The following is a 25451-nucleotide window of genomic DNA, read 5'->3' on the forward strand; positions in this document are numbered from 1 at the left end:
CCGAATCTAGTCGGCCCGATGTCGAGGCGTACGCGCCCCCGGTGGTCGGGCCACCGGGGGCGCGGTCGATCATCCGGCGGGACGCAGCACCCGCCCAGGGCCGGCTGCGTTGTCGGCGGCAGCCTGGGTGCGCTGAGCCCCGGTGACGCAGACGTCGTCGCCGATGAACGCTTCGCGCCAGACGTAGCCGGCGACGCAGGTGTGCGGGCCGTACGGGCCGCTGACCCACCGGCTCGCCGCGACCGCGTTGTCCGCGAGCACCTGGGAGCGGGTCGCGCCGGTGACGCAGACGTAGTCGGACTGGTCGGCGTCGCGCCAGACGTATCCGCTGACGCAGGTGTTCGGACCGGACACCAGCCGGGCCGGGTTGCGCCGGGAGGCGGCGGCCGCGTTGTCGGCGGCGGCCTGGCTGCGCTGAGCCCCGGTGACACAGACGTCGTCCCCGGCGTACGCCTCGCGCCAGACGTAGCCGGCGACGCAGGTGTGCGGGCCGTACGGGCCGTTCACCCAGCGGCTGGCCGTGGCGGCGTTGTCCGCCCACACCTGGCTGCGGGTGGCGCCGGTGACGCAGACCAGGTCGCCGGCGCGGGCCTCGCGCCAGACGTAGCCCTGGAGGCAGCGGTTGACCACGTCGGTGGTCACGGTCACCGAGGCGGCGTCGCCGGAGAGCCAGTTCACGCCGATCTGCACGCCGTTGGCGTTGAGTGACTGGGCCGGCCCGCCGCCGGGGCCGGTGCGCAGCAGGGTGGGGGTGCCGTCGCGGACCTCGTGCAGCAGCACCGTGTCGGCGGGGATGCCCGCGCTCCAGCCGGTCTTGCGGCGGAACTCGACGGTGTAGTAGTGGAAGAGGTCGGCCGGGTCGAACGGGATCCGGACCAGCTGCGGGCCGCTCGCGGCGGGCACCTCCAGCGGGGCCAGGATAAGGGTGCGGGAGCCGATCCCGTCAGCGGCCATGGTGAACACCCGGTTCTTCGGCAGCCAGCTCAACTCGTCGCGGTGCGGCCCGTTGAGCCCGACCGCGCTGGTGCCGTAGTTCGCGGTGCCGAAGGCGTGGATGTGCATGGCGCTCATCTCGTCCCACGGGTCGTCGTACTCGCCCGGTTGGGACCACGGCGCGTTCTGGTACGTGGTGTCGTTGGAGAAGGAGTGCCCCAGGTTGTAACCGTGCAGCATCTCGTGCGCGGCGAAGCCGACGTTCCAGGCGCCCGGGTCGAGGAGCACCCGGCCGCCGGCCGCGCCGGAATCCACCCAGTCGTTGAGCATGACCGCGATCCGGTTGCCGGCGGGCACCGCGTAACCGGCGGTCGCCGCCGTGTCCACGCAGTGCTGGATCCGGGTCCACCTGTCGATCGACCCGAACTGGGCAAGCGTGTACGGCATCGTGTACCAGCCCCGCACGACCGAGCCGGCCAGCGACACCCGACCACCGGACTGGTCGGCGAGGTAGTCGGCGACCCCGCCGGTGCCGGCCCCGGCGGCGGTGAGGAAGTTGGCGAAGTGCGACGGCGGTTGGGGCTCCGCCGGCTTGTCGCTGAACTTGCACAGCAGCACCGACCATGCGGTCGCGTTGCGGATCGGGCTGGCCGTCGCCGGGGCGGCCGGCACCGCGACCGCGCCCAGCACGGCGCAGGCGAGCGCCACGGCCGACGCGGCGACCCGACGGAGGATTCTGGGCTTCACACGTACGCTCCCATCTCTGCGGCCCGGCCAACCCGGGCCCGGGGTCCACATCGGAGCACCGTGGGTGAGTGAATCGGCACGTTGAGTCGAGTTGGCGACGGGCCGGAATCCGACTTCGTCGAGCGGAGTGATGTCGGTGCGCGCCGCTAAGCTCGGCGGCGTGGTCGTCCACCAACTCGACAGGGCACAGGCCCGGCGGATCGCCGTCCGCGCCCAACTGCTGGCCGCCCCGCGCCCGACCGACCTGCTGGCGGTGGTCCGACAACTGACCCTGGTGCAGATCGACCCGACCGCCGCCGTCGCGCCGAGCGCGGACCTGGTCTGCTGGAGTCGGCTCGGCTCGGCGTACGAGCCGGTGCACCTGCAACAGGCCCTCGAACGGGACCGGACGCTCTTCGAGCACCAGGCGATGGTGCGTCCCATGGACGACCTGGGGCTCTACCTCGCCGCGATGGCGGCCTGGCCCACGCACGAGCGGCCGCGCGCGTGGCTGCGGAGCAACGACTCGTTCCGTCGTGACGTGCTCGACCTGCTCGCGCGCAGCGGGCCGTTGCTCTCCCGCGACATCCCGGACACCTGCGTGGTGCCCTGGCCGTCGTCCGGGTGGACCAACAACCGCAACGTCACCCAGATGTTGGAGTTCCTGGTGCTGCGCGGCGAGGTCGCGGTCGCCGGCCGCCGGGGCCGGCAGCGCCTGTGGGACGTGGCCGAGCGGGTCTACCCGGCCGGCACACCCGTCGTCGGCCTGGAGGAGGCACACCGGCTCCGCAACGAGCGGCGGCTGCGGGCCCTGGGCATCGCGCGGGAGAGGGCGATGGTCGTTCCGGGTGAGCCGGCGGACGTCGGCGCCGCCGGGGAGCCGGCGGTCGTCGAGGGCGTCCCGGGCGTCTGGCGGGTGGATCCGGCCGCGCTCGGGCAGCCCTTCGCCGGGCGTACGGCGGTGTTGTCGCCCTTCGACCGGCTGGTGCACGACCGGGTCCGTCTCGCCGAGCTCTTCGAGTACGAGTACGTGCTGGAGATGTACAAGCCGAAGGCCAGCCGGCGGTGGGGCTACTTCGCGTTGCCGATCCTGCACGGCGACTCGCTGGTCGGGAAGGTCGACGCGACGGCCGACCGTCGGCGCGGCACGTTCACGGTGCACGCCGTCCACGAGGACGTGCCCTTCACCGCGGAGCTGACCCGAGCCGTGCACGACGAGCTGCGTGACCTCGCGTCCTGGCTCAAACTGACCGCCGAGGGTCTGCGCTGACGGGTGATCGCCGAGGCCCCCGTGGCTCCGGCGATCACCCGCCCCCGATTACGCGATCCGGCGGACCCGACGCACGGCGAGGTAGAGCAGGAGCACGGCGAGGGCGACGAAGATGCCCGTCTCGATGCTCTGGAACAACCAGAACCGGTCCGCCGGCTGGTACAGCTCCCAGTTGTACGCGCCCGGTCCGATACCCAGCTCGGCGCCGCAGGCCTGGCCGGTCGGGCCCTTGCCACCCGGCGGGCACTGGATCCGGGTGTTCTCCGCCGCCATCGTGCCGTCGGCGTTGCGGACTCCCACGGCGAGAACCCAGTTGCCCCGGTCTCCCTCCGGAATCCCGGGCCCCTCGATCGGGAAGGTCTGGGTGCGGGCGGGCTGGTAGTGCGGTCGGGCCAGGATCTCCACCGCCGCCCGTACGCCGATGAACCCGGCCAGGGTGATGCCCATGGCGGGCAGCATCCGCTTGAAGATGGTGCCGGCGAAGATGCCGAGCGCCACGGCGAAGAGGGTGTAGCCGATCGGCACGATGCCCTGCAGGTCGAAGACGATCATGCCGAGTCGGCCCTGGTGCGCGGCGTGGGTGAGCGGTTGGACCCACCACGACATGCCCAGTCCGTAGCCGGCCGCGAGGAGCACGACGGCACCGCCGACCAGCCCGAACTTCACCAGCGCCCAGCGGGTGCGGCCGACGCCCTGGGTCCAGACGAACCGGTGCGTACCCTGCTCCACCTCGCGAGCCACCAGCGGCGCGCCCCAGAACAGGCCGACCAGCACCGGCAGGGTGATCAGCAGCACCGCCACCAGGTTCAGACTGTCGTACCGGTCGCTGAAACGGCGCAGGCCCACGTCGCAGGTCTGCGCGGCAGCCTCGCTGAGGGTGGACGGGCGCAGACACTCCGCCAGCCCGAGGTCGGCGAAGGTGTGCCGCATCGACAGGCCGATCGGCACCAGCACGGCGGCGAGCACCAGGAACCCCAGGAGGGTGTAGAACGCCAGCTTGCGGTGTTGCCGCCAGGTCAGCCAGATCATGCCGCCACCCCCCACTCGCTGTGACTGGTCTGCGTGACGCCGTCGGCCAGGTAGGCCAGGACGACGTCCTCCAGGCTGACGTCGCGCACCGCCCAGGCGGGGTCGGTGACCGGGCCGTCGGTGCGCACCAGCAGCGTGGACTGCCGGTCGGTGTGGCTGGCCCGGACCACCTGCGCGACGCCGCCGATCGGACCGCCGTCGTGCCGGGGGCCGACGAGCTGCCGGTGCGTCGCCACCAGGTCATCGACCAAACCGGTGAGCTGCACCCGGGCGGCGTTGAGCACGATCAGGTAGTCGCAGACGCGCTCCAGGTCGGCCAGCAGGTGTGAGGAGAGCAGAACTGTGGTCCCGGAGTCCGCGACGCTGCCCATCAGCGACTGGAGGAACTCCCGCCGGGCGAGCGGATCGAGGCTGGCCACCGGCTCGTCGAGCAGCAGCAGCCGGGGTTGTTTGGCCAGCGCCAGAGCGAGCGCCACCTGGGCCCGTTGCCCGCCGGAGAGTTTGCCGACCGGCTTGTCGGGCGGTATGCCGAGCTGCGCCAACCGGGTCCGGGCCAGCGCCCCGTCCCACCGCCTGTTCAGCTTGTCGCCCGCGATGACCAGCTCGGCGGCGGTGAAGTCCGGGTACAGCGGGGTGTCCTGGGCGACGAACCCGATGTCGGCCAGCCCTTCCGTGTCGCCGTACGGCGACCTGCCGAACACCCGCACCGCGCCCTCGTCGGGCTTGAGCAGCCCGACGGCCAGGTGCAGCAACGTGCTCTTGCCCGCGCCGTTGGGCCCGACCAGCGCGGCGATCCGCCCGGCCGGAAGGTGCAGCGAACAGTCCCGCAGCGCCCACGTTCTGCCGTACCGCTTGCCCAGCCGGTCGGCCTCCAAGACCATGTCCATCCTCTGTCCTCTCGTAGCGCCGCGTGCTCGCTGCGCTCGCCCGCTCACGCGGGCTCCTTCTGTGGGGTGTCGTCGGCGAGAGTGGCGCGCAGTGTGGTCTCCACCAGGGCGACGACGTCCTCGGCCGTGAGGCCGGCGGCCTGCGCCCGGTGCAGCCACGCCACGAGGTCGTCGCGCAGCTCGGCCTGGTTGGGCAGGGACGCGCCGGCCAGGGTGCGCTGGACGAACGTGCCCACCCCTGGTCGGCCGCCGACCAGACCCTCGATCTCCAACTCCCGGTACGCCTTCAGCACCGTGTTCGGGTTGATCGCCAGCGACTGGGCGACGTCCCGGACCTTCGGCAGCTGGTCGCCGGGTGCGAGCAGACCGACGCGCAGCGCCTGCTTCACCTGCTGCACGAGCTGCATGTAGGTGTTCACCTTCGACCGGCTGTCCAGCACGAACTCGATCACTCGTGATGATCCTTCCTGTTGTCCTACGACAGTAGGACTAATAGACAGCTTGGTAGGACGCCCGCCCTCTGTCAAGCGGCTCCGCCGCCCTGGCACCCCCGGGCCAGCGATTGGCACCGACGGGTCAGCCACCCGGGAAGGGAACCGGCACGCGATCCGTGCGGAGGGGGAGGTGCTCGATGGTCACCAACGAACTCACGACGACGAGGGCGACGCCGTTGCAGGTCGCTCGCGCCCGGGGCCGGGTACGCGGGCGGTTGATCCTGCTCGGCCCGGCGTTCGTCGCCGCCGTCGCGTACGTCGACCCGGGCAACTTCGCCACCAACTCGGCTGCCGGCGCCCGCTACGGCTACCTGCTCGTCTGGGTCGTGGTCGTGGCCAACCTGATGGCCATGCTGGTGCAGACCCTCACCGCCAAGCTGGGCCTGGCCACCGGCCGCAGCCTGCCCGAGCTGTGCCGCGAGCGCCTGCCCCGCCCGGTGAACCGGATGATGTGGGTGCAGGCCGAACTCGTCGCGATGGCCACCGACCTGGCCGAGGTGATCGGTGGCGCGGTCGCCCTGTACCTCCTCTTCGGCATCCCGCTGCTGCCCGGCGGGATCATCATCGGCGCCGCCGCCTTCGTCGTGCTCGCCCTGCGCTCGCGCGGGTTCCGCGCGTTCGAGATCGCCATCGCCGTGCTGCTGGGCGTCATCGTCCTGGCCTTCGCGGCCAACCTGCTCGCCGCCGGCTCCGATCCGGGCTCCGCCGTGGCCGGCCTGGCGCCCCGGCTCCAGGGCACCGACAGCGTGCTGCTGGCCGCCGGAATCCTCGGCGCCACAGTCATGCCGCACGTCATCTACGTGCACTCCGCGCTGACCCGCGACCGCATCCCCGCGACCGACGACGCCGAGCGCCGTACCCTCTTCCGTGGCCAGCGCACCGACGTGCTGCTGGCCCTGACGGCGGCCGGCGCGGTCAACCTCGCCATGCTGCTCATCGCCGCGGCCAGCTTCCGGGGCGGCGGCCCGGTGGGCGCCGACAGCCTGGAGGGGGTGCACGCCGGCCTCGGCCAGAGCATCGGTACCTTCGCCGCGTTCGGGTTCGCGGTCGCCCTGCTGGTCTCCGGGCTCGCCTCCACGAGCGTCGGCACCTACGCCGGCGAGGTGATCATGCAGGGTTTCCTGCGCCGTCGGGTCCCGCTGCTGCTGCGCCGGCTGGTCACCCTGGCACCCGCGCTGGCCGTGCTCGCGATCGGCCTCGACCCCACCCGCGCCCTGGTGTTGTCGCAGGTCATCCTCAGCTTCGGCATCCCGTTCGCGCTGATCCCGGTGGTCGCCTTCACCCGCCGCCGCGACCTCATGGGCAACCTGGTCAACCACCCGCTCACCACCGCCGCCGCGGCGCTGGTGGCCCTCCTGGTCGTCGCGCTCAACGCGTTCCTGCTGTGGCAGGTCGTCGCCGGCTGACCCGGCGGCAACGGACCCGATCCGCCCGCCGGTCGCAGCCTCGTCGGGCCGCGACCGGCGCGGTCAGGTGCGGCGACCCTCGTCGCGCGCGGGGATCTCCTGACGCTGTTCGAGGGCGTCCGCCGGGTTGGCCTCTGCCGGGAGCGACGTGACCTCCTCAAGCGTGCCGCCCGGCAGGGCGCCCTGCTCGGCCAGGTCGGCCTCGGACGCCTCCGGGTCGACGTCGCCGGACATCCGATCCGGCGGCCCGACGTCGAACGCGTCCTGCCGCTGCTCGGCGGCGTCCGCCTCCGGGGGAGGAATCGGTTCGCCCTGATCATCCCGGAACGTGCTCATCGAAAGCCTCCTGCCCGACGGGTGTCGACGTGCCGCCGGGCCGCTGCCTACCCGCCGTGGTCGCGCTCACGCCTGGGCCAGCACTCGCGCGGCCACGGCCTCGATCGTGTCGGGATGCTTCGCCACCAGCGCGGCCACGCCGCCCGGGTCGGCGGGAGCGTCGGTGACCGGCAGCCACCCGCCGTCGTGTCCGAGCAGAGAGGCGATCGCGTCGACCGCCTCCGGATGCGCGGCGACCAGGACGCCCACCCGACCCCGTGGCGCGACGACGGCGCGCATGTCGCCCACCTCCTGCGCACCCACTCTCGGCGGCGGCGGGGACGCGACCCACGGCGGCACCCAGGAATCCAGCTCCGGCAGCGCCTCCGGGAAGGTGCGCCCCGCCTCGCGGATCAGCAGCGGGACCAGCTCCGGCCTCTGGTCCCGCAGGGTCGTGATCAGGGACGGCAGCCATGGCAGCAGCACCGGGTCGGGTAGCCGGGCGAAGGCGGTGGACATCGTCTCGACGACGAACGGCGCCAGCGCGGGCACCGGCTCCAGCGCGTGCACGAACCCGGCCAGATACTGCGGGAAGGCCGGCACCACCAGCGGGTTGGCCAGCAGCTCGGCACACCGGGCCCGCAGTTCGGCCAGCGGCAGCAGGCCGAGCTGGTGTCGGGCCGCCCAGAGCAGGGCGACCTTCGCCGGCGCCGTCGGGTGCGACTGCCCGACGGCCAGCTCCAACTGAGACCGGTCGCAGCCCAGCGACAGCGCCAGGCCCTCCATGGAGAACAGGAAGCCGAGCATCGCGCCGACCTGCCGGACCCCGGTCTCCTCGGCGGCGATGGCGGTCGGCAGCAGGGTGCAGTAGTGCGCGTACCCGGTGGTCACGAACGCCGCGCACCAGGGCGGAAAGGTCGGCGCGGTGGCCCGGTAGTGGGCCAGCAGGCGCCGGATGCGGCGCAGCACGTCCGGGGCGTCGTCGACGGTGCGCTCGGCGGCGAGCAGGTCCACCGCACGCGCCCCCAACTCGTCGACCAGACGAGGGCTGTCGAGCAGCCGGATGGCGTCCTCGACGGCGGCCAGCGCACCCGCGGCGGTGGCGTCGGGGCCGCGTACCGCCCGCCGCAGTCGCTGCTCCAGGACCTGCTCGACGGTCACGCCCTCGTAGCCCAGCTCGATCAGCGCCCGCTGGTGGCGGCCGAGCGCCAGGTCCCAGCTCTCCTGGACCGAGCGGTGCCCGAGCCGCCGCTCGCCCATGATCGGGCGGACCGCGGCCGGTGGCAGCAGGTGCCGCAGGATCCACAGCAGGTCCGAGCAGCGGCCCAGCTCCGGCTGGGCGGCCAGATCGAGCAGCGCCCGCTGCACTGTCCGCTTCTCCAGGGCCAGGCCGAGGGGCTGGAGACGATCGAGCACCTCGCGGGCCAGCGGCGGGAGGGCGTCGTAGCCGACCTGACCGATCCGGTCGCCGCCCAGCAGGATCTCGCAGAGCCGCCGGACGTCGCGCCGGCCGGGCACCACGTCCTTCTCGATGCAGGTGACCGCCGCGTCGGCGAAGTCGTACGGGGTGGGCCGGGCCCGGTTGCGCAGGCCGGCCAGCAGTACCGAGGTCTCGAAGACGGCGATCGCGTCGGCGGTGCTGGCCAGGTACCCGTTGCGCCGGGCCAGCCGGACGATGTCCACGCACCAGCCGCGCAGCTCCGCCTCGTCCAGGCCGTCCAGGTCAGGCGCCGCGGCGAGGAAACCGGTGAGCCGGTCGCTGACCGGCCCGGCGGGGGAGGGCGCCGTCGGGGTCCGGCCCCGCCGCCCCCGGCTGGTTCCGGTGCGCTGGCCGTCCAGCCGGTACGGGGACAGCCCGTGCCGGCCCACCGCCTTCGTCCAGGTCGCCGCCGCGATCGACACCGAGCCCGGCGCCAGCCCGAACTGGGCCTCGATCGCCGAATGGCTGGACGGGATCAGGCCGTACCGCCAGCGGGTGTCGGTGCGCGGGGTGATCTCGAAGTCGTCCGCGGTGGAGCCCAGCCCGAACTGCTCGACCCGGCTGGCGGCGTGGAACGCGCCGCAGACGTAGAGGCAGTCGGCCGGGTCGACGCCGGAGGTGGCGAGGTGCTGACGCATCCGCGTCCACATGTACCGCTCGCGATCCTCGTCGCGGTCCAGCCGATCCTCCCCGGCCGGGCGCAGCCGCCGGAACAGGCTGCCGATCAGCACCATCACCTGCCGGTAGGTGTCGTGGTCGGCGTCGGCCAGCGGGCGTTCCACGTACTGGTCCCACCACTCCGACCAGTGCCGCACCTTGCCGTGGTGCAGCAGGTACGCCTCCAGCTCCGCGAACCGGGGCCGCAGGTCGCCGATCTCCACCCCGACGGCGTCGCCGTGCAGCCCGGACTCCTCTCCGGTGGCGGCCGGCCCGCTTCCGTCGGTCGGCCCGGCCGCGCCGCTCCCGCCGGTCGGCTGATCGCGCGGCGACCACTGAAAGACGTGGTCGGTGGAGCGGTCCACCAGCACCAGCTCCACGCCGGGGGTCTCCAGCACGTACGCGATGGCCTGGTACTCCGCCGACGCCTCGGTGACCGGCGCGACGACGCTGAGCGGCCCCCAGTCGGCGGGAAAGCCGGACAGCTCCGACGCGAACGCCTGCACCGCGACGGGCAGACGGCAGTTGCGCAGCTCCCCGAGCAGCGGTTGGAGATCTTCGCACAGCTCCAGGTAGATGACCCGGGGCTGCTTGGCCCGCAGCCGGCGCACCATGGCCAGCGCGGAGGCCGGTGAGTGGTGGCAGACCGGGAAGATCTCCAGTCGCTCGCCGAGCGCCCGGTCGACGTCGTCGACCATGCCGGCGAGGATCGCGCCGAGCGCGTCGGCGGAGCCCGCGAACGCGGCCGCCGCGTCGCTGAGCTGCTCGCGGAGCGCGCCGAACGGGCCGGCGACGGTGGACGCGGTCACGACAGGGACGCGATCGCCTGACGACCGCCGTCGAGGAAGCCCGCCCACCCGTCGTCGTCCTTGCGGGCCCGGGGCTCCACCACACCGTGCAGGTACTTGTTGAGGATCGCCAGGTCCTCCGGGCTGCGCCGGGCCAGCGACCCGACCAGCGAGCCGGCGAGCGTCGCCGCGCGCAGCGTACGGTCGCCGAAGAACTGGCTGTGCAGGATGGCGTCCTCCAGCACACCGATCTGCTCGGCTGTGGACAGCGCCGACTCCAACTTCTCGTCGTCGCTGGTCGCGGCGGCGGCGCCGGCGCGCAGGTCGGCGAAGCTCTGCAACAGGATGTCCAGGAGGGTCGGCGGGACGTCCAACTCGATGCGGTGCCGGCGCAGCAGCTCCTCGGTGCGGAACCGGACGATCTCCGCCTCGCTGCGCTTGTTGGTCACCACCGGAATCCGCACGAAGTTGAACCGCCGCTTGAGCGCCGAGGAGAGGTCGTTGACGCCCCGGTCCCGGCTGTTGGCGGTCGCGATGATCGAGAAACCGGGTTGGGCGAAGACGATGTTGTCCTGGTCCAGCTCGGGGATGGCGACGTACTTCTCGGACAGGATCGAGATCAGGGCGTCCTGCACGTCGCTGGTGGAGCGGGTCAGCTCCTCGAAACGCCCGACCACGCCACGCTCCATCGCCGTCATGATCGGTGAGGGGATCATCGACTCGCGGGACTGGCCCTTGGCGATCACCATGGAGACGTTCCACGAGTACTTGATGTGGTCCTCCGTCGTGCCCGCGGTGCCCTGCACGACCAGGGTCGAGTTGCGGCAGATCGCGGCGGCCAGCAGCTCGGCCAGCCAGCTCTTGCCGGTGCCGGGATCGCCGATCAGCAGCAGACCCCGGTCCGAGGCGAGGGTGACGATGGCCCGTTCGACGAAACTGCGGTCGCCGAACCACTTCTGCGGGATCTCCCGGGACAGGCCGTCGGCCCGCTCCGAGCCGAGGACGAACAGCCGGACCATGCGCGGGCTCAGGCGCCACGAGAACGGCTTCGGGCCGGTGTCGACCGACTCCAGGAAATCCAGCTCGTCGGCGTACGTGACCTCGGCGGGGGCGCGCAGCATCTCGGACATGAGGGGTTGCTCTCCTAGGTGAGGAAGTTCTTCAGCTCGACGACGAGCTTGCGGATGTGACCGGAGATGACCGGGGTGCCCTGGTCCTTGAAGCGCTGCCGGAACCAGGGGTTGACGCTCTGCTGCCCGGAGCTGCTGACCGAGCCGACCGGAATGACCTTGACGCCGGAACGGTGCACGGCCTGGAGCCCGTCGAAGACCGCCTGGTGGTTGGCCTCGTAGAAGTCGGAGATCCACACCAGCACCGTGTTCTTCGGCTCGGCGATCTTGGGCCGGGCCAGCGTCAGCGCCGCCGTGCCGTCGGTGCCGCCGCCCAACTGGGTACGCAGCAGCACCTCGAACGGGTCGTGCACCCACGGGGTGAGGTCCAGTGCCCGGGTGTCGTACGCGACGAGGTGCACGTCGACCTTCGGCAGCCCGGCGAAGATCGAGGCGAGGATCGTGCAGTTGACCATCGCGTCGACCATCGAGCCGGACTGGTCGACGACGACGATGAGCCGGGACGGCGTGGTACGCCGCGCGGTGTGCCGGTAGTAGAGCCGGTCGACGTAGAGCCGCTCGTCGTCCGGGCTCCAGTTGGTCAGGTTCTGCCAGATCGTGCGGTCGAGGTCCAGGTTGCGGAACACCCGCTTGGGCGGCACCGACCGGTCCAGTGCGCCGACACTGGTCTGTTGCACCTGCGTCCGGAGCACCTCGGCGACCTCGTCGACGAAGCGCCGGATCAGGGCCTTCGCGTTGGCCAGCGCCACCCCGGACAGGTTGGCCTTGTCGCGCAGCAACTGCTCGATCAGCGACATGCTCGGGGTCAACTGGCTGGCCAGCGCGGGATCGGCGAGCACCTCCCGCAGGTGCATCCGCCGGACCAGGTCACCCTCCAGCCCGGCGAGGGTGCCGCCCAGCCCGCCGCCCTGACGGCGCAGTTCGCCGGGCTCGCAGCCGAGGGCCTGCTCGAACCAGCCGGCGTCGGACTGCCAGCGGGCCAGTTGGGTGGCGCTGACCGGACCGGAGCCGGTGGCGAACACGTTCAGCAGCACCTTCGACACCAGCGCCGCGCGGCGCACCTCGGCCGCACCCGGCCGGTAGGTGGAGCCGTCGCTCTCCGACCCGACCGGCCCGGTGCCCTCCGGTGCGGCGGCGTGCGCCTCGGCGGCGTCCGGGTCGGCGGTGTCTGGCTCGGCGGCGTGCGGCCGGTCGTCGTGCGGCCGGGCTTCGGCGGAGGTGAGCAGGCCGCGCAGCTCTGCCGCGAGTGCCGGGAAGCGCTGCACGATGGTGTCCACCGAGACCGACGGGTCCAGCAGGGCGGCGGGCAGCCCGAGGTCGTCGACCACGGCCACGCTCGCCGACTCCAGGCCGGGCTGCTCGTCGCGGTCGAAGAGGCGGGACAGCAGCCGCCAGTAGAGGACCTGACGGCGGTTGGCGTCGGCGAACCCGCCGGTGGGGATCGGCGCGGTCATCGGCGCAGCAACCGTCCCGCGCGCTCGCGCAGCACGGCCACGGCGTCGCCCGCCCGGGCCTCCTCCTTGGCGACCTTCGGATCGGTGACGCCGCACGCCCAGTCGCCGTTGTGTGCCTGCACCGTCCGCCGCTTCACAGTCGCCCGGACCGCCAACGGCTGGAGCAGCCAGCGGCCGTCGTCCCAGCGTAGGAGGCCCAGGCAGGCCGACGCGGCGGCGACCAGGTCGGCGGTCAGCGGGCCGGCGGCCGGCAGCCGGTCGACGGCCAGCACGACCCGTTCGCCGTCCACCTCGATGCCGAGCGTGCCGTCCTCGTCGCGGATCGCGGCGCCCTCGACGAGCACCGGCTCGGCGATGCCCGTCGGGTGCCGGTCGAGGGGGTCGGTCGCGGCCGTGCTCGCGGCCGGCAACAGCACCCGGGCGGTGGCGAACGGGTCGGCGGGCTCGTCGAGCTGGACCCGGTCATCGACCCAGCCCAGGTCGCCACCGCGCAGCGGCAGATCGGTCACGACCAGCGCCCGCCGCTCGGCCAGCGCGGTGAGCAGCAGCGGGTGTGCCGACAGCAGCCGCCAGATCGCCGGCCCGACGATCGTGTCGACCTTCGCGGCGGCGACCGCCGTGCGGACCAGCAGCGCCGGCCCGCCGTCCGCCGGCTCAAGGACGGCGTGCAGCTGGACCTGCACGGCGGTGTCGTGACTGTGCACGTCCACACCGAGCGGCAACAGCCGCCCGGAGACCGCCGGCGCCTCACCGGTCGGCGGTGCGCCCTCGGTGAGCAGGACGCCACGGGCCCACAGGTCGGCCCAGCGGCGGGCCGGCACCTGCGCCATGGTGGCGACCGGAACGCAGGCCCGCAGCTCCGCGGCGAGCCCGTCGAGCAGCACCGCGATCCGGCGCAGCTCCGGCACGGCCAGGCTGGCCTCGACCACCCCGGCGGCGGCGGAGAGCAGCTCGTGGTCGACGCCACGCCAGCCGGTGACCGCCACCTCGTGCCACCAGGCCCGCGCTCCGGCGAGCGCGGGCGGCGCCTCGCAGGGCCCGGTGGTCGGCGTCGTCCACGGCGACCGGGTGCGGCCCAACGCCTCGTCGAGCTGCCCGAGCAGGGCGTCGTGTGCCGCGCCGAGCAGCGCCGAGCGCGCCCCGGCGAGCGCGGCGAGGTGCTCCGGGGTAACCGATCCGGCGGTGACCGCGTCGACCGCGGCGGTCACCGGGCCACCCAGTGGGGTGCCGGCCAGCGCGTCGGCGAGCGCGGCGAGCGCCGCGGCGCCCCGTTCGCCGATCCGACCGAAGCCGTCGGCGAGGGCGTCGTCGAAGCCGGCGACCACGTCGAGCGCGTCGCTCAACCCGGCCGGGACCGCATGCAGGCGCGCGACCTGGGCGCCGCGCATCAGCGGCCGGACCCGGTGGCCGGGAACCAGTGCAGCTCGGGCAGCGCGACAGCGCTGACGGGCAGCTCCAGGTAGGAGAGGTGGCGCAGGAAGCGACTGAACACCACCGCCGCCGAGGCGGGCTCGGGCTGGCCGTCGAGCCGGGACAGCAGCTCGCTGCCGTCGGCCAGCCCGTCGCCGACGTCGACCCGCAGGTAGCGGGCCACCCGGTCGACGCCGTACTGGAGGACGGCCTCGTCGGCGAGCGCGTGCAGGTGCTTGCACGGGATGCCGCGCAGGCCGCCGCAGGGCCGGTTGTTGTTGGTGCTGCACTGGTAGGCGTGGGTGCCGGCGGCGACCGACGAGACGTAGACCCGCTCGACGTCCGACCCGCTGGAGACCACGCCCTGCAACCGGCCGTCAGCCAGCTCGACGAAGGGCACCTTGGCCAGCTTGCGGGGGCGGGCGGGCGGCACCACCGCCACCACGCTGCGCCGCCGCCAGTCGGCTCCGTCGGCGTTCGTCACGTCACGGCCTCCCACTTCGAGAAGAATCCAGGGTGGTGCGCACGCCGGCCGGTGCCGGTGCCGCTACGACGACACGATCATGGACTACGGGTACGACAGATCCGGTGGCGGCGCCGGTCCCCGCGAACCGTTCGGCGCAGCCAGCGCGGCGTTCGGCTCGCGGCCGCGCCGGGCCGGGTCCGGCCCACCCGGCTGATAGCCGAGCATCGATGGATCCGTTCGGATGTGGTAGCCGTTTTCGGCGGGCGGCGTGCCACGACGGTCCCGAACGACCCGCGAGGAGAGGGATCAACCATGCGATGGAACGCACGACGGGCCGCCGCCGGGGCCTTCGGGCTCGCCCTGGGTGCCGTACTGGCGTTGGCCCAGGTCGCACCCGCCCAGGCCGAGTCGAACGGCGGGGTACGCGTGATGCCGCTCGGCGACTCGATCACCAACGGGTTCAACGTGCCCGGTGGGTACCGGATCAACCTGTGGCAGCGGCTGGCCGGCGGCGGTTACACCGTCGACTTCGTCGGCTCGCAGTTCAACGGGCCGGCCAGCCTCGGTGACCACGACCACGAGGGCCACTCGGGCTGGCGCATCGACCAGCTCGACGCCAACATCGTCGGCTGGCTGCAGGCCACCGCCCCGCAGACGGTCCTGCTGCACATCGGCACCAACGACGTGAACCAGAACTACGACCTGGCCAACGCGCCAGCCCGGCTCTCCGCGCTGATCGACAAGATCAGGGCGACGGCGCCGGAGGTCGAGCTCTTCGTCGCCACCATCATCCCGGAGTCCGACCCGAATCTTCAGGCCCGGGTGCAGACGTACAACGCGGCGATCCCCGGGATCGTGGCGCAGAAGGGCAGCCGGGTGCACCTGGTCGACATGCACGCGGCCCTGAGCACCGCCGATCTCGCCGACGGGGTCCACCCCAACGCCGGCGGGTACGACAAGATGGCCGCCCGGTGGTACGACGCACTGCGATCGGTGCCGGGCAGCCTCGTCCCGCCGAGCGGACCGCCGGTCGGCACCCCGGTCGGTCTGCTCAACCCGAACTCGGGGCGCTGCCTGGACGTCTCCGGCGTCAGCACCACCGCCGGCGCCCCGGTCATCATCTGGGACTGCCACGGCGCCGCCAACCAGCGCTGGACCCGCACCGCCGCCGGGGAGCTGCGGGTCTACGGTGACCGCTGCCTGGACGTGCAGGGCGGCGCGAGCGCCGACGGCACCAGGGTGCAGATCTGGACCTGCAACGGCGGTGCCGCCCAGCGGTTCACCTTCCGCTCCGACGGGGCGATCGTGCTGACCAGCGTCGGCAAGTGCGTCGATGTGGCATCGGCCGGCACCGCCAACGGGACCGCCGTCCAGCTCTGGACCTGCAACGGCAGCGGCGCGCAGCGCTGGTCCACGAGGTAGCGGGTCCGACGCCGGTCCACCTCGTGTCCCGGTGGACCGGCGTCCGCCCCCTGCGAGCCCCCCGGTTGGCGGCGCGGATGTCGTCGGGTCCGCGCGGATGGTCGCCGCCGCTGGTCACGATCGGCCAGGATGGGCGGGACGGCCGGACAACGGCCGCGGCGAGGAGGCGGGCGATGCGGGTACGCGGCTGGGTGACCCGGGGGCGGCACGTCCGCGCGGCGGCGACGCTGGCGGCTCTCGTCACCGGCGCGGTGCCGCTGGCCGCGGTGCAGTCGCCGGGCCCGGCGGCCGCCGGCGCGGCGTCGGCGGGGGCGCCCGTGTGCCAGGTCCGCGACGACCGGCTTACCGAGATTTCCGGGATGGTCGCCACCGACGACGGGTACGTGGTGATCAACGACGGCGCCGACGACGAGGCCCGCCTCCGGATCTTCTTCCTGGACCGGCGCTGCGCGGTGGCGCGGACGGTCAGCTACCCCTCCCGTCCCCGGGACACCGAGGACCTGGCCCTCGGCCGGGACGGCACCATCTGGGTCGCCGACACCGGTGACAACGACCGCAACCGCGAGACCATCGCGCTGTGGCGGCTCGCGCCGGGGGCGGACCGGCCGGTGCTGTACCGGATGAGGTACCCGGACAATCCGCACGACGCCGAGGCGCTGCTGCTCGACGCGGCCGGCCAGCCGCTGATTATCACGAAGGGCGGCAGCGGCACCGTCGTGGTGTACTCGCCGGCCACCGCGCTGAAGCCGGGGGTCACCACACCGCTGGCCTCGGTCGGCCGGGTGGTCCTCCCGTCCAGCACCACCAGCAACCCGTTCTCGTTCCTCGGGCGGGGCGTCGTCACCGGTGCGGCGAACGCGCCGGACGGCCGCCGGGTGGTGCTGCGGAGCTACGCCGACGCGTTCGAGTACGACGTGGTCGGCGGTGACGTGGTCGGCGCGCTGACCGGTGGCACCCCACGGGTCACGCCGCTGCCCGACGAGCCGCAGGGCGAGTCGATCACCTACAGCCGCGACGGCCGGTCCCTGCTCACCGTCTCCGAGTCCGCCGACCAACCGGCCGGCAGCCGCCCGACGATCCTGCGGTATCCGGCCGCGACCGCGACGGCCGCCGCGCCGCACCCGGCGGAGTCCACCACGGCGGCCCCGCCGTCGCCCCCGCCGGCCCGCCCGGCGGCACAGGCGGCCGGCATCGGGGGCGGTCGGACCTGGCCGCTGGCCGCCGGCGCCGGGACGCTGCTGGCACTCGTCGCCGTGGCCGGGGTGCTGTGGCGGCGGCACACCGACCGACGCTGACCGACGACGGCGGGCCGGGCGCGCGGCACGGTGTGCGGGCCGGCACCGCGTCGCGAACCGGGGGACCGGCGCGCTGCGGCAGGATGGGTGGATGTCCGTGCTGTCCGAGCTGCGCCACCCGATCGTCGCCGCGCCGATGGCCGGTGGCCCGTCCACCCCGGCCCTCGTGTCGGCCGTCTCCGCCGTCGGCGGGCTGGGCTTCCTGGCCGCCGGCATGATCGACACCGCGCGGCTGGTCGCCGACATCGCCGAGGTGCGCGCGCGTACCGACCGGCCGTTCGGGGTCAACGTCTTCCTGCCCGGCGACGACACGGTCGACGAGGCCGCCATCCGGGCGTACGCGCAGCGGCTCGCCCCGTACGCCGACCGCCTCGGAGTGCGGTTGGGTGAGCCGGTGGGCGGCGACGACGCGTACCCGGAGAAGCTGGCCGCGCTTCTCGCGGACCCGGTCCCGGTGGTGTCCTTCGCGTTCGGGCTGCCCGACCGCGCCGTGGTGGCCGCCCTGCGGGAGCGCGGCACCGAGGTGTGGGCCACCGTCACCCGCCCGGCCGCCGCCACGGCCGCCGCCGAGCTGGGCGTGGACGCCGTCGTGGTGCAGGGCACCGAGGCCGGTGGGCACCGGGGCGGGATCCCGGACGACGACGACTACGCGCTGTTGCCGCTGCTCCGGCTGGCCGCCGCCGAATGCGACCGGCCGTTGGTGGCCGCCGGTGGCATCGCCGACGGCCCCGCCCTGGCGGCGGCGCTGGCCGCCGGGGCGCAGGCCGCCCAGCTCGGCACCATGTTCCTGCGCTGCCCGGAGGCGGGCAGCTCACCCCTGCACCGCGCAGCGGTGGCCAGCGCCGCGCCGACGGCGTTGACCCGGGCCTACACCGGCAAGCGGGCCCGCGGCGTGGTCAACGACTTCCTGCGTACGCACGACGCGGTCGCGCCGGCCGGCTACCCGCAGGTGCTGCACCTGACCCGCCCGCTGCTCGCCGCCGCCCGGCGCGACGACGACGCCTCGGTGGTGAATCTGTGGGCCGGGCAGGCGCACCCCCTCGCCCGGGACGTACCGGCGGCCGAACTGGTCGTCGAGGTCAGCGCCGCCGCCCGGGCCGCGCTGACGGCGGCGGCACAGCGGGCGACCCGCTGGGGCTGACCAGGCGACCTGTCGTCGATCCGGGCGGGCGGAACGGCCCGGACGCCCAACCCGTTAGAGTCTCGCCGTGATCGAGATCGGCGCGCACGTCGACCTGTCCCACTCACCCGACCGGGTCTGGCTCGCACTGACCGATCGGGAGCTGTTGGGCCGCTGGTTCGCCGAGGCGGACATGGTGGAGGGGGTGCCGGACCGGCTGGTGCTGCACACGGCCGGCCTGCCCGGCTTCGACGCCGACGTCGAGGTCGAGGTGACCGAGCGGCGGGTGCCGGAGCTGCTGGTGTTGCGCTGCGACGAGGCAGGTCGGCTCACCGAGCTGACCTGCGCCGTCACCGCCACCAAGCAGGGCAGCCGGTTGACCGTGCGGGAGGTCCCGACGCACGGCTCCTGGTCGGAGGAGCACCACGAGCCACGCGAACAGCAGCTCCGGCAGGCGTTGACCGTGCGCCTGCCGGCCATCCTCGACTGGCTCGCGTTCCAGCAGGTCGATCTGCGGCGTGGCGTGGCGGGGATGACGACCGAGCTGCCGGTGATCGGCGCGTCCGGCCCCGCGCCGGCCCGGGGTCGGCGCCGTGCGGCGGTCGCCGGGCTGACCGGGGTCGTGCTGGTGGCGGGGCTGGTGGCGTGGCTGACGCTGCCGGGCGAGCCGGAGCATTCCGCCGCGCCGACGCCGACCGCGACGTCGACGACGACGCCGCCGAGCATGGCGGCGGCGGCGCCGACCGCGCAGCCGAAGGCGACACCGTCGGCGCGAGCGTCGCGCAGCGTCACGCCGACCACCGCCCGTCCGAGCCGCACCCCGTCGGCGACACCGTCGCGTACGCCGACGGCGGCGGTGCCGCCACCCCCACCGCCGCTGGTGGCGCGCTACGACACCGACTCGAGCCGGCTGTTCGGCTACACGGGGGAGGTGGTGGTCGACAACCCGGGCCCCGCGCCCGCGGAGCAGTGGGTCGTGGTGGTGACCCTCGCCGACGGCAGCAGCGTCGACGACGTCGAGGGAGCGGACTGGCGTCAGGACGGGCAGGCCATCACCTTCAGCGGCTTGGCCGTGCCGGCCGGCGGGTCGCGGACGATCCGGTTCGACGTCCGCGACAGTCGGCCTAAGGCAAGGGAGCCGGAGGGCTGCACAGTGGGCGGCAACCCGTGCGCGGGGCTCTGACTAGGCTCCTCGGCATGGCACTGCTGCACCGGGCGACGCTGCGCCCCACCAAGCTCGAACTGCTGACGACCTGGCTGCCCGGCCGACCCTGGTGGCAGGGACCGGCCGGCGTCGACGTGGTGAGTCGGGGGGCGTACCGCTTCGACGACCCGGCCGGCGAGGTCGGCATCGAGACCATGCTGGTCGCCGCCGCCGACGGGCCGGTCCACCAGGTCCCGCTCACCTACCGCGCCGCGCCTCTCGACGACGCCGACGAGTGGCTGGTCGGCACGACCGACCACTCGGCGCTCGGCCGCCGGTGGGTGTACGACGGCTGCGCCGACCCGGTCTACGCGGCGGCGCTGACCCACGCCATCCTGGCCGGCGCCGGTCAGGCGGAGCAGTACTTCGAGGTCGACGGCCGGCGCGAGGTGCGACCGCCGACGATGGCGATCGACGTCAGCGGCGACGGCGGGGCCGTGCCGGCGATCGGCGCCGTCCGGCAGGTCGTCGACGAGGACGACACGGTCATCGTCACCGACGCGGTGGAGCTGGTCGTGGTCCGCCGGCCGGCCGCCGGGGCGGTCGGGGCCCGGGGCGCCACCCTGAGCGGCGCCTGGGACGGGCAGCCGACGACGGTGCCGCTGGCGTACGCCCGGAGGCGGTGACGGCGGTGGGCGGCCCGATCGGTCGGGCCGCCCACCGCGTTCACCACTGGGCCGGAGGCGGTGGCGGTGCCACCGGCGGTCGGTCGTCGCAGGTGATGGTGTTGGGCAGCAGCCACGGGGCGAGCCAGCCGCCGTCGTTGCCGCCCAGGTCGGTCAGGGTGAACTCTGAGCCGGCCGGGGTGAAGTGGAACGACCCGCAGTTGTTCACGCCGACCGCTCCCACGTTGCGGGCGTCCACGTTGGCGAACGAGGCCGACCCGGCCGAGCGGGCGCTGAGCACTGAGGTGCCGGTGCCGTCGACCCGGATGTCGCGGAAGCGCACGTTCGTGATCGAGTAGAGGTCCTTCACCGGCCAGTCGCTGACCAGCATGATCGCGTTGTAGGTGCTGTCCAGGTACGCGTCGCCGGTCACCTCGACGTTCGCGTCGATGCTGCGGTCCAGCGCGAACATCCAGATGGCGCCGAGCCCGATGTTCCAGTTCAGCTCGTAGGTGCCGGCGCGGGCGGTGGTGTTGGCGGTGAACCGCAGGTACCCGGCGAACGGCTCCGCGCCGAAGCGGGCGCCGGCGTGCAGCCCGCTGCCCTCGCGGACCGGGTCGGCGACGAGGTTGTGGGAGACGGTGGTGTCGGTGCCGCCGTAGATGGCGATGCCGTTGGCGAGCGTCGGTGACTGCACGGTGTTGTGGTCGAACGTGTTGCGGGCGTTGGCCGTCTTCTCCGACCACATCGCCAGGCCGTCGTCACCCGTGTTGCGGACGAAGGTGTGCGCGACGAGGGAGTCGGTCACGCCGGTGTGGAAGTTGAGCGCGTCGGCGATCTGGTCGACGACGATGGTGTTGGTGACGCGGACGTTGCGCATCGGGCCGTCGAACCACAGGCCCGCCTTCGTGTGCCGCAGGTGCAGCCCGTCGACTGTGGAGTCGCTCATCGCGCCACCGATGGCGTTGACCTGGTCGGTGTCGATGCGCTCGCGTACGTCGCCCTCGATGGCGAAGCCGGACAGGTGGACGTTGCGGCTGCCACCGTCGGCGGCGTCGCGACCGTAGAAGCCGACGCCGGTGTGCACCGAGCCGTCCGGCGCGGGCGTCGACAGCGCGACCTCGCGCCCCTTGAAGACCGTGTACCAGTTGCCGGCGCCCTCGATGGTCACGTCGTCGACGATGATGTGCCGGTTGACCTGGTACGTCCCCGGCGGAACGTAGACCTTCAGGTGGGTGCGCCGGGCGAAGGCGATGGCCTTGTCCAGAGCGTCGGCGGAGTCCCGCCGGCCGGTGGGGTCGGCGCCGAACGCCAGCACGTTCGCGGCGAGCAGCCGTACGCGCGGCGGTGCGACCAATTCGGAGTCGAGCAGGTCGATGACCGTCCACGCGGCGGCGCTGCCGGCCGGCGCGGTGAGCCGGACCGTGTCACCGGCCCGGTAGGTGCGCCCGAGCAGTAGCCGCTGCTCGTCGTAGAAGTGGGTGGGCCGAAACGGCGTGCTGATGCTCGGGTACGGCGTGGTGGCCGACGGCACGCACTGGCACTCGGTGATCCACCAGTCCGGGTGCAGCAGCCCGGCCTGCGGGTCGTTGGTGAACGGGTACTGGTTGTAGAGCCACGAGTACTGCGAGGTCAGCGTCATGGTGCGGACGTGCTTGCCGTTGACGGCCACCCGCAGCGGCGCGGTGATCCCGCCGCCGGAGGGCGCGTCCGGAATGCTGTACCGCACGGTGATCCCGTTGGTCGTGCTGGGCAGGACGAACTCGACGTACTCGCCGGGGGTGAGCCGGACGGCCCGGCGGCCGGACGCCTCGGCGGGCAGCGTGTAGGCGGACCGGTCGGGGCCGATGACCTCGCCGTTGGTCCGAGCGTTCTCGGCCTCCTGTTCGACGAAGTCGACGTCGGCGCCGCGCCCGGCGACCAGCGTCGGATCGAGCGCCGCCCGGGTGACCACCGGCTGTGCGCCGGGTGAACCGGGTGGGCCGGCGGCGGCCACGGTGGGCCCGGCGACCAGCACGGCGAGGCCGGTCGCGAGCGCGACGGCGGTGGCGACCGGGCGGCCCGGGCGTCCCCGTGCCGGCAGGATGCTGCGAAACATCGGTGACCCTCCTGGTGGGGTGGTGGTGGAGGTCCGCCCGGCGTTCCCCCGGACGCCCGACATTGATCGTCATGATGCAGCACCGAACATCGCACTGCAAGACGACAATCGAAGATTGAAAAGAGGCGACTATTAGGCCGCAAGAAATGGACGGTCGGTGAGTTGAGGTGTCGCGCGTCGCGTGCGCCCCCGGCCACCCCGCCGGGCGTAGGCTGAGGCGCGTGGATCAAGAAGACCGGATCGCCCTTTTCCTCGACTACGAGAACCTGGCGTTGGGGGCCCGCGACCACCGTGGCGGCGCGGACTTCGACTTCCGGCCGATCGCCGACGCGCTGGCCGAGCGAGGGCGGGTCGTGGTGCGCCGGGCGTACGCCGACTGGTCGTACTTCGACGAGGACCGCCGCATGCTCACCCGAAGCCACGTCGAGCTCATCGAGATCCCGCAGCGCATGGGCGCGTCCCGCAAGAACGCCGCCGACATCAAGATGGCCGTCGACGCGATCGAGCTGGCGTTCGAACGCGACTACATCTCCACCTTCGTCATCTGCAGCGGCGACAGCGACTTCACCCCCCTGGTCCACAAGCTCCGCGAGCTGAACAAGCGGGTCATCGGTGTCGGGGTCGAGGGGTCCACGTCGGCGCTGCTGCCCCCGGCATGCGACGAGTTCCTCTACTACGACCGGCTGGAGGGTGTGGACATCCCGCCCACCCGCAGCCGGCGCGGTCGCCCGGCCCGGCAGCCCGGCCCCGACCAGCGCCCGCCCGAGCCGGAGCAGCAGCGCGAGCAGGAACACGAGCAGGAGGCCGAGGGTCGGCCGGTGGGTGAGGAGCCCGGCCGGGACGTGGACGCCCTCGCCGTGCAGGTGGCCCAGACGGTGGCCGGGTTGCAGGGCAGCGCGAGCGGCGAGGTGACCGCCTCCCGGCTCAAGCGCACCCTGCTGCGCAAGGACCCGACGTTCAGCGAGTCCGACTACGGCTTCCGCACCTTCGGTGAGCTGCTGCGCCACCTCGCCGAGCACAACGTGATCGACCTGGGCGAGGGGCCCGCGAAGGGCGACCCCGAGGTCTCCCTGCCCGAGCACGGCGACCGGGAGGTCGCCTTCGGCCTGCTCCGGGGTGTGGTGGGCGACCTCGGCAGCGCCGGCAACCCGGTGGCGCTCTCCGGCCTGAAGAACCAACTGCGCCGGGCCCGCCCCGACTTCAGCGAGAAGAAGCTCGGCTACCGCAGCTTCCTGCAGTTCTGCAAGGCCGCCGCCACCAGCGGCGCCGTCGACCTACGGTGGAGCCCGGAGGCGGACGACTACCTGCTCACCGCTCAGGGGTGAGCGACCGCCTCCGGTAGGCCCTGCCGGCCGCCCCGTCATGACTCGGAGTCCCGTTCGACCCGGCCGTGCGGGTGGCGTTCCCGCCACCGTTCACTCCGGGTGACATCCAGATCACCGCAGCGGGTGGATTTCCCCTCTGGGCAGGACACGTTGGCCAACACCCTGGCCGGCGTGTTCAGCGGTATGTGACGCCGGCCTGATTGATCGCTCAGGACGGGGAGAAATCGCCGATGCGGTCCCTCCCCGTCGCCCGCACAGGTGGAACTGTGTCTGAGTTGCGGCTATTACGGCGGTATATGCTCACCTGCGCCGTACCCCCAGCACGAAAATTGCTATACGGTCGGCGAATGAAGGTGGAGGAACACTGGTGGAACGGTGACACGACCCCGCGCGGGCGCCGGGACGTGTATATCCGTACTGACGGGCAAGGTTGGGAGGTCCGCGCCCAGATCGGTGGGGCGTCGGGTCGTGAGCGGGTGCAGCAGTGCCCCAGCCGGGCCTCGGCGGCCATCCTCGCCGACGCCTGGCGCGGCACTCACCCATCCTGGCGCGAGCTGAAGCAGCGCTGATCCGGCACCGGGCCGGGCCGGCAACGCTCCTGGGCTCCCGCCCGGTGCGCTCCCCGGCCCGCCCGGTGCTCGACTCACCCCCGACCGTCAGCGCGTTCCCCGGCAGCTGTCGACGATGGCTGTCCGGCTCGTGGCTCACTGCTTCTGGAACATGACCGAGGCGACGTCTGCCACGAATGCCGAGGCCCAGTCGAGCTGGGGGCAGTTGTCGCGGCCCCTGCACTCCAGGCACCCACCTGCTCGCGCCGCGCGTCATCCGGAGTCCTCGATCACCTGCTGGTGAGCAGTTCGGGGAGGCTTTCCTGGAACTGGTGAGCATCACGTGATCAAGGCGCCACCGCGCAGCGGAACCTCGGATACCGCACCATCGCCGAACTGGAGTGCCCGGTGGCCGGGTCCGGCGGGTGCTTTCCGTGTTCCCCGGGGCAGGCCGGGTACACGGGGGCGGTCCGCGTCCGATGGAGGTCGCCCATGTCGCAGGGTCCCGACGAGGAGAACCCCAGGCTCGACGAGGAGGTCCGGGAGGCCGAGCGCCGGCTCGCCGACCTCGCCGACTCGACGGACGACGCGCTGACCGACGACGACGCCCGCGTGCCGGACGGCGCCCTCTCCGAGCAGGAGCCGGAGTAGGGCCTGTCCGGCAGATAAAACCGGACAGGCCCGTGGTCCGGGACGGGCTCAGCGCTTGAATGTGAAGGTGAAGTCGCCGGAGAGCTTGCCGCTCAGGCGAACCGTCGAAACGATCTTCCCCTCCTCGCTCAGCCTGTCGACCTCGGCCCGGGAAAGACCGAAGCCCTCGGCGATCAGTCGCGCGGGCCGGACCGGGATGCGCGCCGCGAAGCGGACCGAGACGTCGACCATCTCGCGGTCCAGGTGCGCCGATCCGTTGGTGTCGAGACGCCAGGCGTCGTCCCAGTTCAGGACGAATCGATTGCGACGCTGCACGACCGGATCCTGAAGCAGTTCGGCGATCAGGCGACGGTCGTTGTCGTGCAGCCGGTCGAGCAGCTCAGGTCGGATGGTGCGGACTGTCGTCCGCTCCAGGACCGTGAGCTTCACCGTGTCCCCGCACCCGGTGCAGAGCGCGAGGAGCCAGATGTCGATCAGCTTCTGGTTGGCGTTGACGCGGAATTTGCCGCTCGGCCGGAGGTGCGCGGACGCGCACACGTGGCAACGGCGGCGAACGATGGGCAGGCAGGTGGGCACGACGGCCCATTGAGAGAGCACAGAAGTACACCGTTTCCAGTGAGAAGTCCGCAGCAAGAAGGAGCGCGGCGCACAGGCGCGACGCGCGAATCAGCGCTCGGGAGGTCTCACAGGGTGTACAACGGGACGTCCTCGCCTCGACGACAGGTTGAGGCAGGACGC

The 25451-nt window shown here is 73.0% G+C and carries 22 protein-coding genes; 10 read left to right on the top strand and 12 right to left on the bottom strand.

Translation table 11 applies throughout. From position 1 onward, the window contains the following. Nucleotides 1-69: 69 nt before the first annotated feature. The gene (locus ACFYPR_RS26220) at nucleotides 70-1680 is read right to left on the bottom strand and encodes a hypothetical protein (protein WP_387262955.1); all 1611 of its coding nucleotides are present in this window, start codon (nucleotides 1678-1680) and stop codon (nucleotides 70-72) included. Nucleotides 1681-1816: 136 nt separating this feature from the next. Here ACFYPR_RS26220 and ACFYPR_RS26225 point away from each other — a divergent pair, with 136 nt between their 5' ends. Continuing rightward, nucleotides 1817-2929 (top strand): DNA glycosylase AlkZ-like family protein, encoded by a 1113-nt coding sequence (locus ACFYPR_RS26225; RefSeq protein WP_387262958.1) that lies wholly within the window; start codon nucleotides 1817-1819, stop codon nucleotides 2927-2929. Nucleotides 2930-2977: 48 nt separating this feature from the next. Here ACFYPR_RS26225 and ACFYPR_RS26230 read toward each other — a convergent pair whose 3' ends face one another. The 3 genes from ACFYPR_RS26230 to ACFYPR_RS26240 are packed head-to-tail and all read right to left on the bottom strand — an operon-like array spanning nucleotide 2978 to nucleotide 5297. Next, nucleotides 2978-3958 (bottom strand): ABC transporter permease, encoded by a 981-nt coding sequence (locus ACFYPR_RS26230; RefSeq protein WP_387181715.1) that lies wholly within the window; start codon nucleotides 3956-3958, stop codon nucleotides 2978-2980. Then, a complete protein-coding gene (locus tag ACFYPR_RS26235) occupies nucleotides 3955-4845 on the bottom strand; it encodes an ABC transporter ATP-binding protein (protein WP_387262960.1) in 891 nt (296 codons plus the stop codon). The genes ACFYPR_RS26230 and ACFYPR_RS26235 overlap by 4 nt, the downstream gene beginning before the upstream one ends. A 44-nt stretch (nucleotides 4846-4889) precedes the next feature. Beyond that, nucleotides 4890-5297, bottom strand: coding sequence for a GntR family transcriptional regulator (locus ACFYPR_RS26240; RefSeq protein ID WP_355068880.1), 408 nt, complete (start codon nucleotides 5295-5297; stop codon nucleotides 4890-4892). A 179-nt stretch (nucleotides 5298-5476) separates the two neighbouring features. Here ACFYPR_RS26240 and ACFYPR_RS26245 point away from each other — a divergent pair, with 179 nt between their 5' ends. After that, on the top strand, nucleotides 5477-6745 hold the full coding sequence (locus ACFYPR_RS26245; protein WP_355068882.1) for an Nramp family divalent metal transporter: 1269 nt from the start codon (nucleotides 5477-5479) through the stop codon (nucleotides 6743-6745). A gap of 63 nt (nucleotides 6746-6808) precedes the next feature. On the opposite strand, the gene ACFYPR_RS26250 is transcribed toward ACFYPR_RS26245, so the two are convergent. From ACFYPR_RS26250 to ACFYPR_RS26275, 6 genes are all read right to left on the bottom strand, one after another. Next, nucleotides 6809-7081: a hypothetical protein gene (locus tag ACFYPR_RS26250; RefSeq protein ID WP_355068884.1), complete on the bottom strand. Its 273-nt coding sequence runs from the start codon at nucleotides 7079-7081 to the stop codon at nucleotides 6809-6811. Nucleotides 7082-7147: 66 nt separating this feature from the next. Next, nucleotides 7148-10006 (bottom strand): DUF5682 family protein, encoded by a 2859-nt coding sequence (locus tag ACFYPR_RS26255; RefSeq protein WP_387262962.1) that lies wholly within the window; start codon nucleotides 10004-10006, stop codon nucleotides 7148-7150. Then, nucleotides 10003-11115 (bottom strand): AAA family ATPase, encoded by a 1113-nt coding sequence (locus ACFYPR_RS26260; RefSeq protein WP_234582269.1) that lies wholly within the window; start codon nucleotides 11113-11115, stop codon nucleotides 10003-10005. Before ACFYPR_RS26260 ends, ACFYPR_RS26255 begins: the two co-directional genes overlap by 4 nt. Nucleotides 11116-11129: 14 nt before the next feature. Continuing rightward, the gene (locus ACFYPR_RS26265) at nucleotides 11130-12569 is read right to left on the bottom strand and encodes a VWA domain-containing protein (RefSeq protein WP_387262965.1); all 1440 of its coding nucleotides are present in this window, start codon (nucleotides 12567-12569) and stop codon (nucleotides 11130-11132) included. Further along, nucleotides 12566-13957, bottom strand: coding sequence for a hypothetical protein (locus tag ACFYPR_RS26270; RefSeq protein ID WP_363938507.1), 1392 nt, complete (start codon nucleotides 13955-13957; stop codon nucleotides 12566-12568). The genes ACFYPR_RS26265 and ACFYPR_RS26270 overlap by 4 nt, the downstream gene beginning before the upstream one ends. After that, complete coding sequence (locus tag ACFYPR_RS26275) at nucleotides 13957-14424, bottom strand: hypothetical protein (protein WP_355136476.1); 468 nt, start codon at nucleotides 14422-14424, stop codon at nucleotides 13957-13959. The genes ACFYPR_RS26270 and ACFYPR_RS26275 overlap by 1 nt, the downstream gene beginning before the upstream one ends. A 333-nt stretch (nucleotides 14425-14757) precedes the next feature. Between ACFYPR_RS26275 and ACFYPR_RS26280 the strand changes: the two genes are divergently transcribed. The 5 genes from ACFYPR_RS26280 to ACFYPR_RS26300 all read left to right on the top strand — a co-directional run bounded on the left by ACFYPR_RS26280 (nucleotide 14758) and on the right by ACFYPR_RS26300 (nucleotide 20112). Beyond that, nucleotides 14758-15867: a lectin gene (locus ACFYPR_RS26280; protein ID WP_387262968.1), complete on the top strand. Its 1110-nt coding sequence runs from the start codon at nucleotides 14758-14760 to the stop codon at nucleotides 15865-15867. A 173-nt stretch (nucleotides 15868-16040) separates the two neighbouring features. Further along, nucleotides 16041-17162, top strand: coding sequence for a hypothetical protein (locus ACFYPR_RS26285; RefSeq protein WP_387262972.1), 1122 nt, complete (start codon nucleotides 16041-16043; stop codon nucleotides 17160-17162). Between the two features lie 91 nt (nucleotides 17163-17253). Next, a complete protein-coding gene (locus ACFYPR_RS26290; protein WP_355136003.1) occupies nucleotides 17254-18303 on the top strand; it encodes a nitronate monooxygenase in 1050 nt (349 codons plus the stop codon). 67 nt (nucleotides 18304-18370) lie between these two features. Then, nucleotides 18371-19465, top strand: coding sequence for an SRPBCC domain-containing protein (locus ACFYPR_RS26295; protein ID WP_355068116.1), 1095 nt, complete (start codon nucleotides 18371-18373; stop codon nucleotides 19463-19465). Nucleotides 19466-19479: 14 nt separating this feature from the next. Next, nucleotides 19480-20112, top strand: a complete 633-nt coding sequence (locus tag ACFYPR_RS26300; protein ID WP_354855059.1) for a hypothetical protein — start codon at nucleotides 19480-19482, stop codon at nucleotides 20110-20112. 40 nt (nucleotides 20113-20152) lie between these two features. Here the strand turns inward: ACFYPR_RS26300 and ACFYPR_RS26305 are convergent, their stop codons facing one another. After that, entirely contained in the window at nucleotides 20153-22189 is a 2037-nt protein-coding gene (locus ACFYPR_RS26305; protein ID WP_354855060.1) for a glycosyl hydrolase family 28-related protein, read from the bottom strand. 221 nt (nucleotides 22190-22410) lie between these two features. On the opposite strand from ACFYPR_RS26305, the gene ACFYPR_RS26310 reads away from it, so the two are divergent. The 3 genes from ACFYPR_RS26310 to ACFYPR_RS26320 all read left to right on the top strand — a co-directional run bounded on the left by ACFYPR_RS26310 (nucleotide 22411) and on the right by ACFYPR_RS26320 (nucleotide 24713). Then, nucleotides 22411-23514 carry an NYN domain-containing protein gene (locus ACFYPR_RS26310; RefSeq protein ID WP_354855061.1) on the top strand — a complete coding sequence of 368 codons (1104 nt, stop codon included), beginning with the start codon at nucleotides 22411-22413 and terminating at the stop codon, nucleotides 23512-23514. Between the two features lie 347 nt (nucleotides 23515-23861). Further along, on the top strand, nucleotides 23862-24083 hold the full coding sequence (locus tag ACFYPR_RS26315; protein WP_030335934.1) for a hypothetical protein: 222 nt from the start codon (nucleotides 23862-23864) through the stop codon (nucleotides 24081-24083). A gap of 471 nt (nucleotides 24084-24554) precedes the next feature. Beyond that, nucleotides 24555-24713: a hypothetical protein gene (locus ACFYPR_RS26320; protein ID WP_387262976.1), complete on the top strand. Its 159-nt coding sequence runs from the start codon at nucleotides 24555-24557 to the stop codon at nucleotides 24711-24713. A 48-nt stretch (nucleotides 24714-24761) separates the two neighbouring features. On the opposite strand, the gene ACFYPR_RS26325 is transcribed toward ACFYPR_RS26320, so the two are convergent. Further along, a complete protein-coding gene (locus ACFYPR_RS26325) occupies nucleotides 24762-25310 on the bottom strand; it encodes a DUF1062 domain-containing protein (RefSeq protein WP_387262979.1) in 549 nt (182 codons plus the stop codon). Nucleotides 25311-25451 lie beyond the last annotated feature (141 nt).

This window comes from Micromonospora sp. NPDC005254, from assembly GCF_042872525.1.
Taxonomy (GTDB): domain Bacteria; phylum Actinomycetota; class Actinomycetes; order Mycobacteriales; family Micromonosporaceae; genus Micromonospora.

Excerpts from the sequence above, each read along its gene's own strand:
- ACFYPR_RS26230 (WP_387181715.1), bottom strand. The coding sequence starts at position 3,958 with ATGATCTGGCTGACCTGGCGGCAACACCGCAAGCTGGCGTTCTACACC.
- ACFYPR_RS26235 (WP_387262960.1), bottom strand. The coding sequence starts at position 4,845 with ATGGACATGGTCTTGGAGGCCGACCGGCTGGGCAAGCGGTACGGCAGA.
- ACFYPR_RS26245 (WP_355068882.1), top strand. The coding sequence starts at position 5,477 with ATGGTCACCAACGAACTCACGACGACGAGGGCGACGCCGTTGCAGGTC.
- ACFYPR_RS26250 (WP_355068884.1), bottom strand. The coding sequence starts at position 7,081 with ATGAGCACGTTCCGGGATGATCAGGGCGAACCGATTCCTCCCCCGGAG.
- ACFYPR_RS26260 (WP_234582269.1), bottom strand. The coding sequence starts at position 11,115 with ATGTCCGAGATGCTGCGCGCCCCCGCCGAGGTCACGTACGCCGACGAG.
- ACFYPR_RS26265 (WP_387262965.1), bottom strand. The coding sequence starts at position 12,569 with ATGACCGCGCCGATCCCCACCGGCGGGTTCGCCGACGCCAACCGCCGT.
- ACFYPR_RS26270 (WP_363938507.1), bottom strand. The coding sequence starts at position 13,957 with ATGCGCGGCGCCCAGGTCGCGCGCCTGCATGCGGTCCCGGCCGGGTTG.
- ACFYPR_RS26280 (WP_387262968.1), top strand. The coding sequence starts at position 14,758 with ATGCGATGGAACGCACGACGGGCCGCCGCCGGGGCCTTCGGGCTCGCC.
- ACFYPR_RS26285 (WP_387262972.1), top strand. The coding sequence starts at position 16,041 with ATGCGGGTACGCGGCTGGGTGACCCGGGGGCGGCACGTCCGCGCGGCG.
- ACFYPR_RS26290 (WP_355136003.1), top strand. The coding sequence starts at position 17,254 with ATGTCCGTGCTGTCCGAGCTGCGCCACCCGATCGTCGCCGCGCCGATG.
- ACFYPR_RS26300 (WP_354855059.1), top strand. The coding sequence starts at position 19,480 with ATGGCACTGCTGCACCGGGCGACGCTGCGCCCCACCAAGCTCGAACTG.
- ACFYPR_RS26305 (WP_354855060.1), bottom strand. The coding sequence starts at position 22,189 with ATGTTTCGCAGCATCCTGCCGGCACGGGGACGCCCGGGCCGCCCGGTC.
- ACFYPR_RS26315 (WP_030335934.1), top strand. The coding sequence starts at position 23,862 with ATGAAGGTGGAGGAACACTGGTGGAACGGTGACACGACCCCGCGCGGG.
- ACFYPR_RS26320 (WP_387262976.1), top strand. The coding sequence starts at position 24,555 with ATGTCGCAGGGTCCCGACGAGGAGAACCCCAGGCTCGACGAGGAGGTC.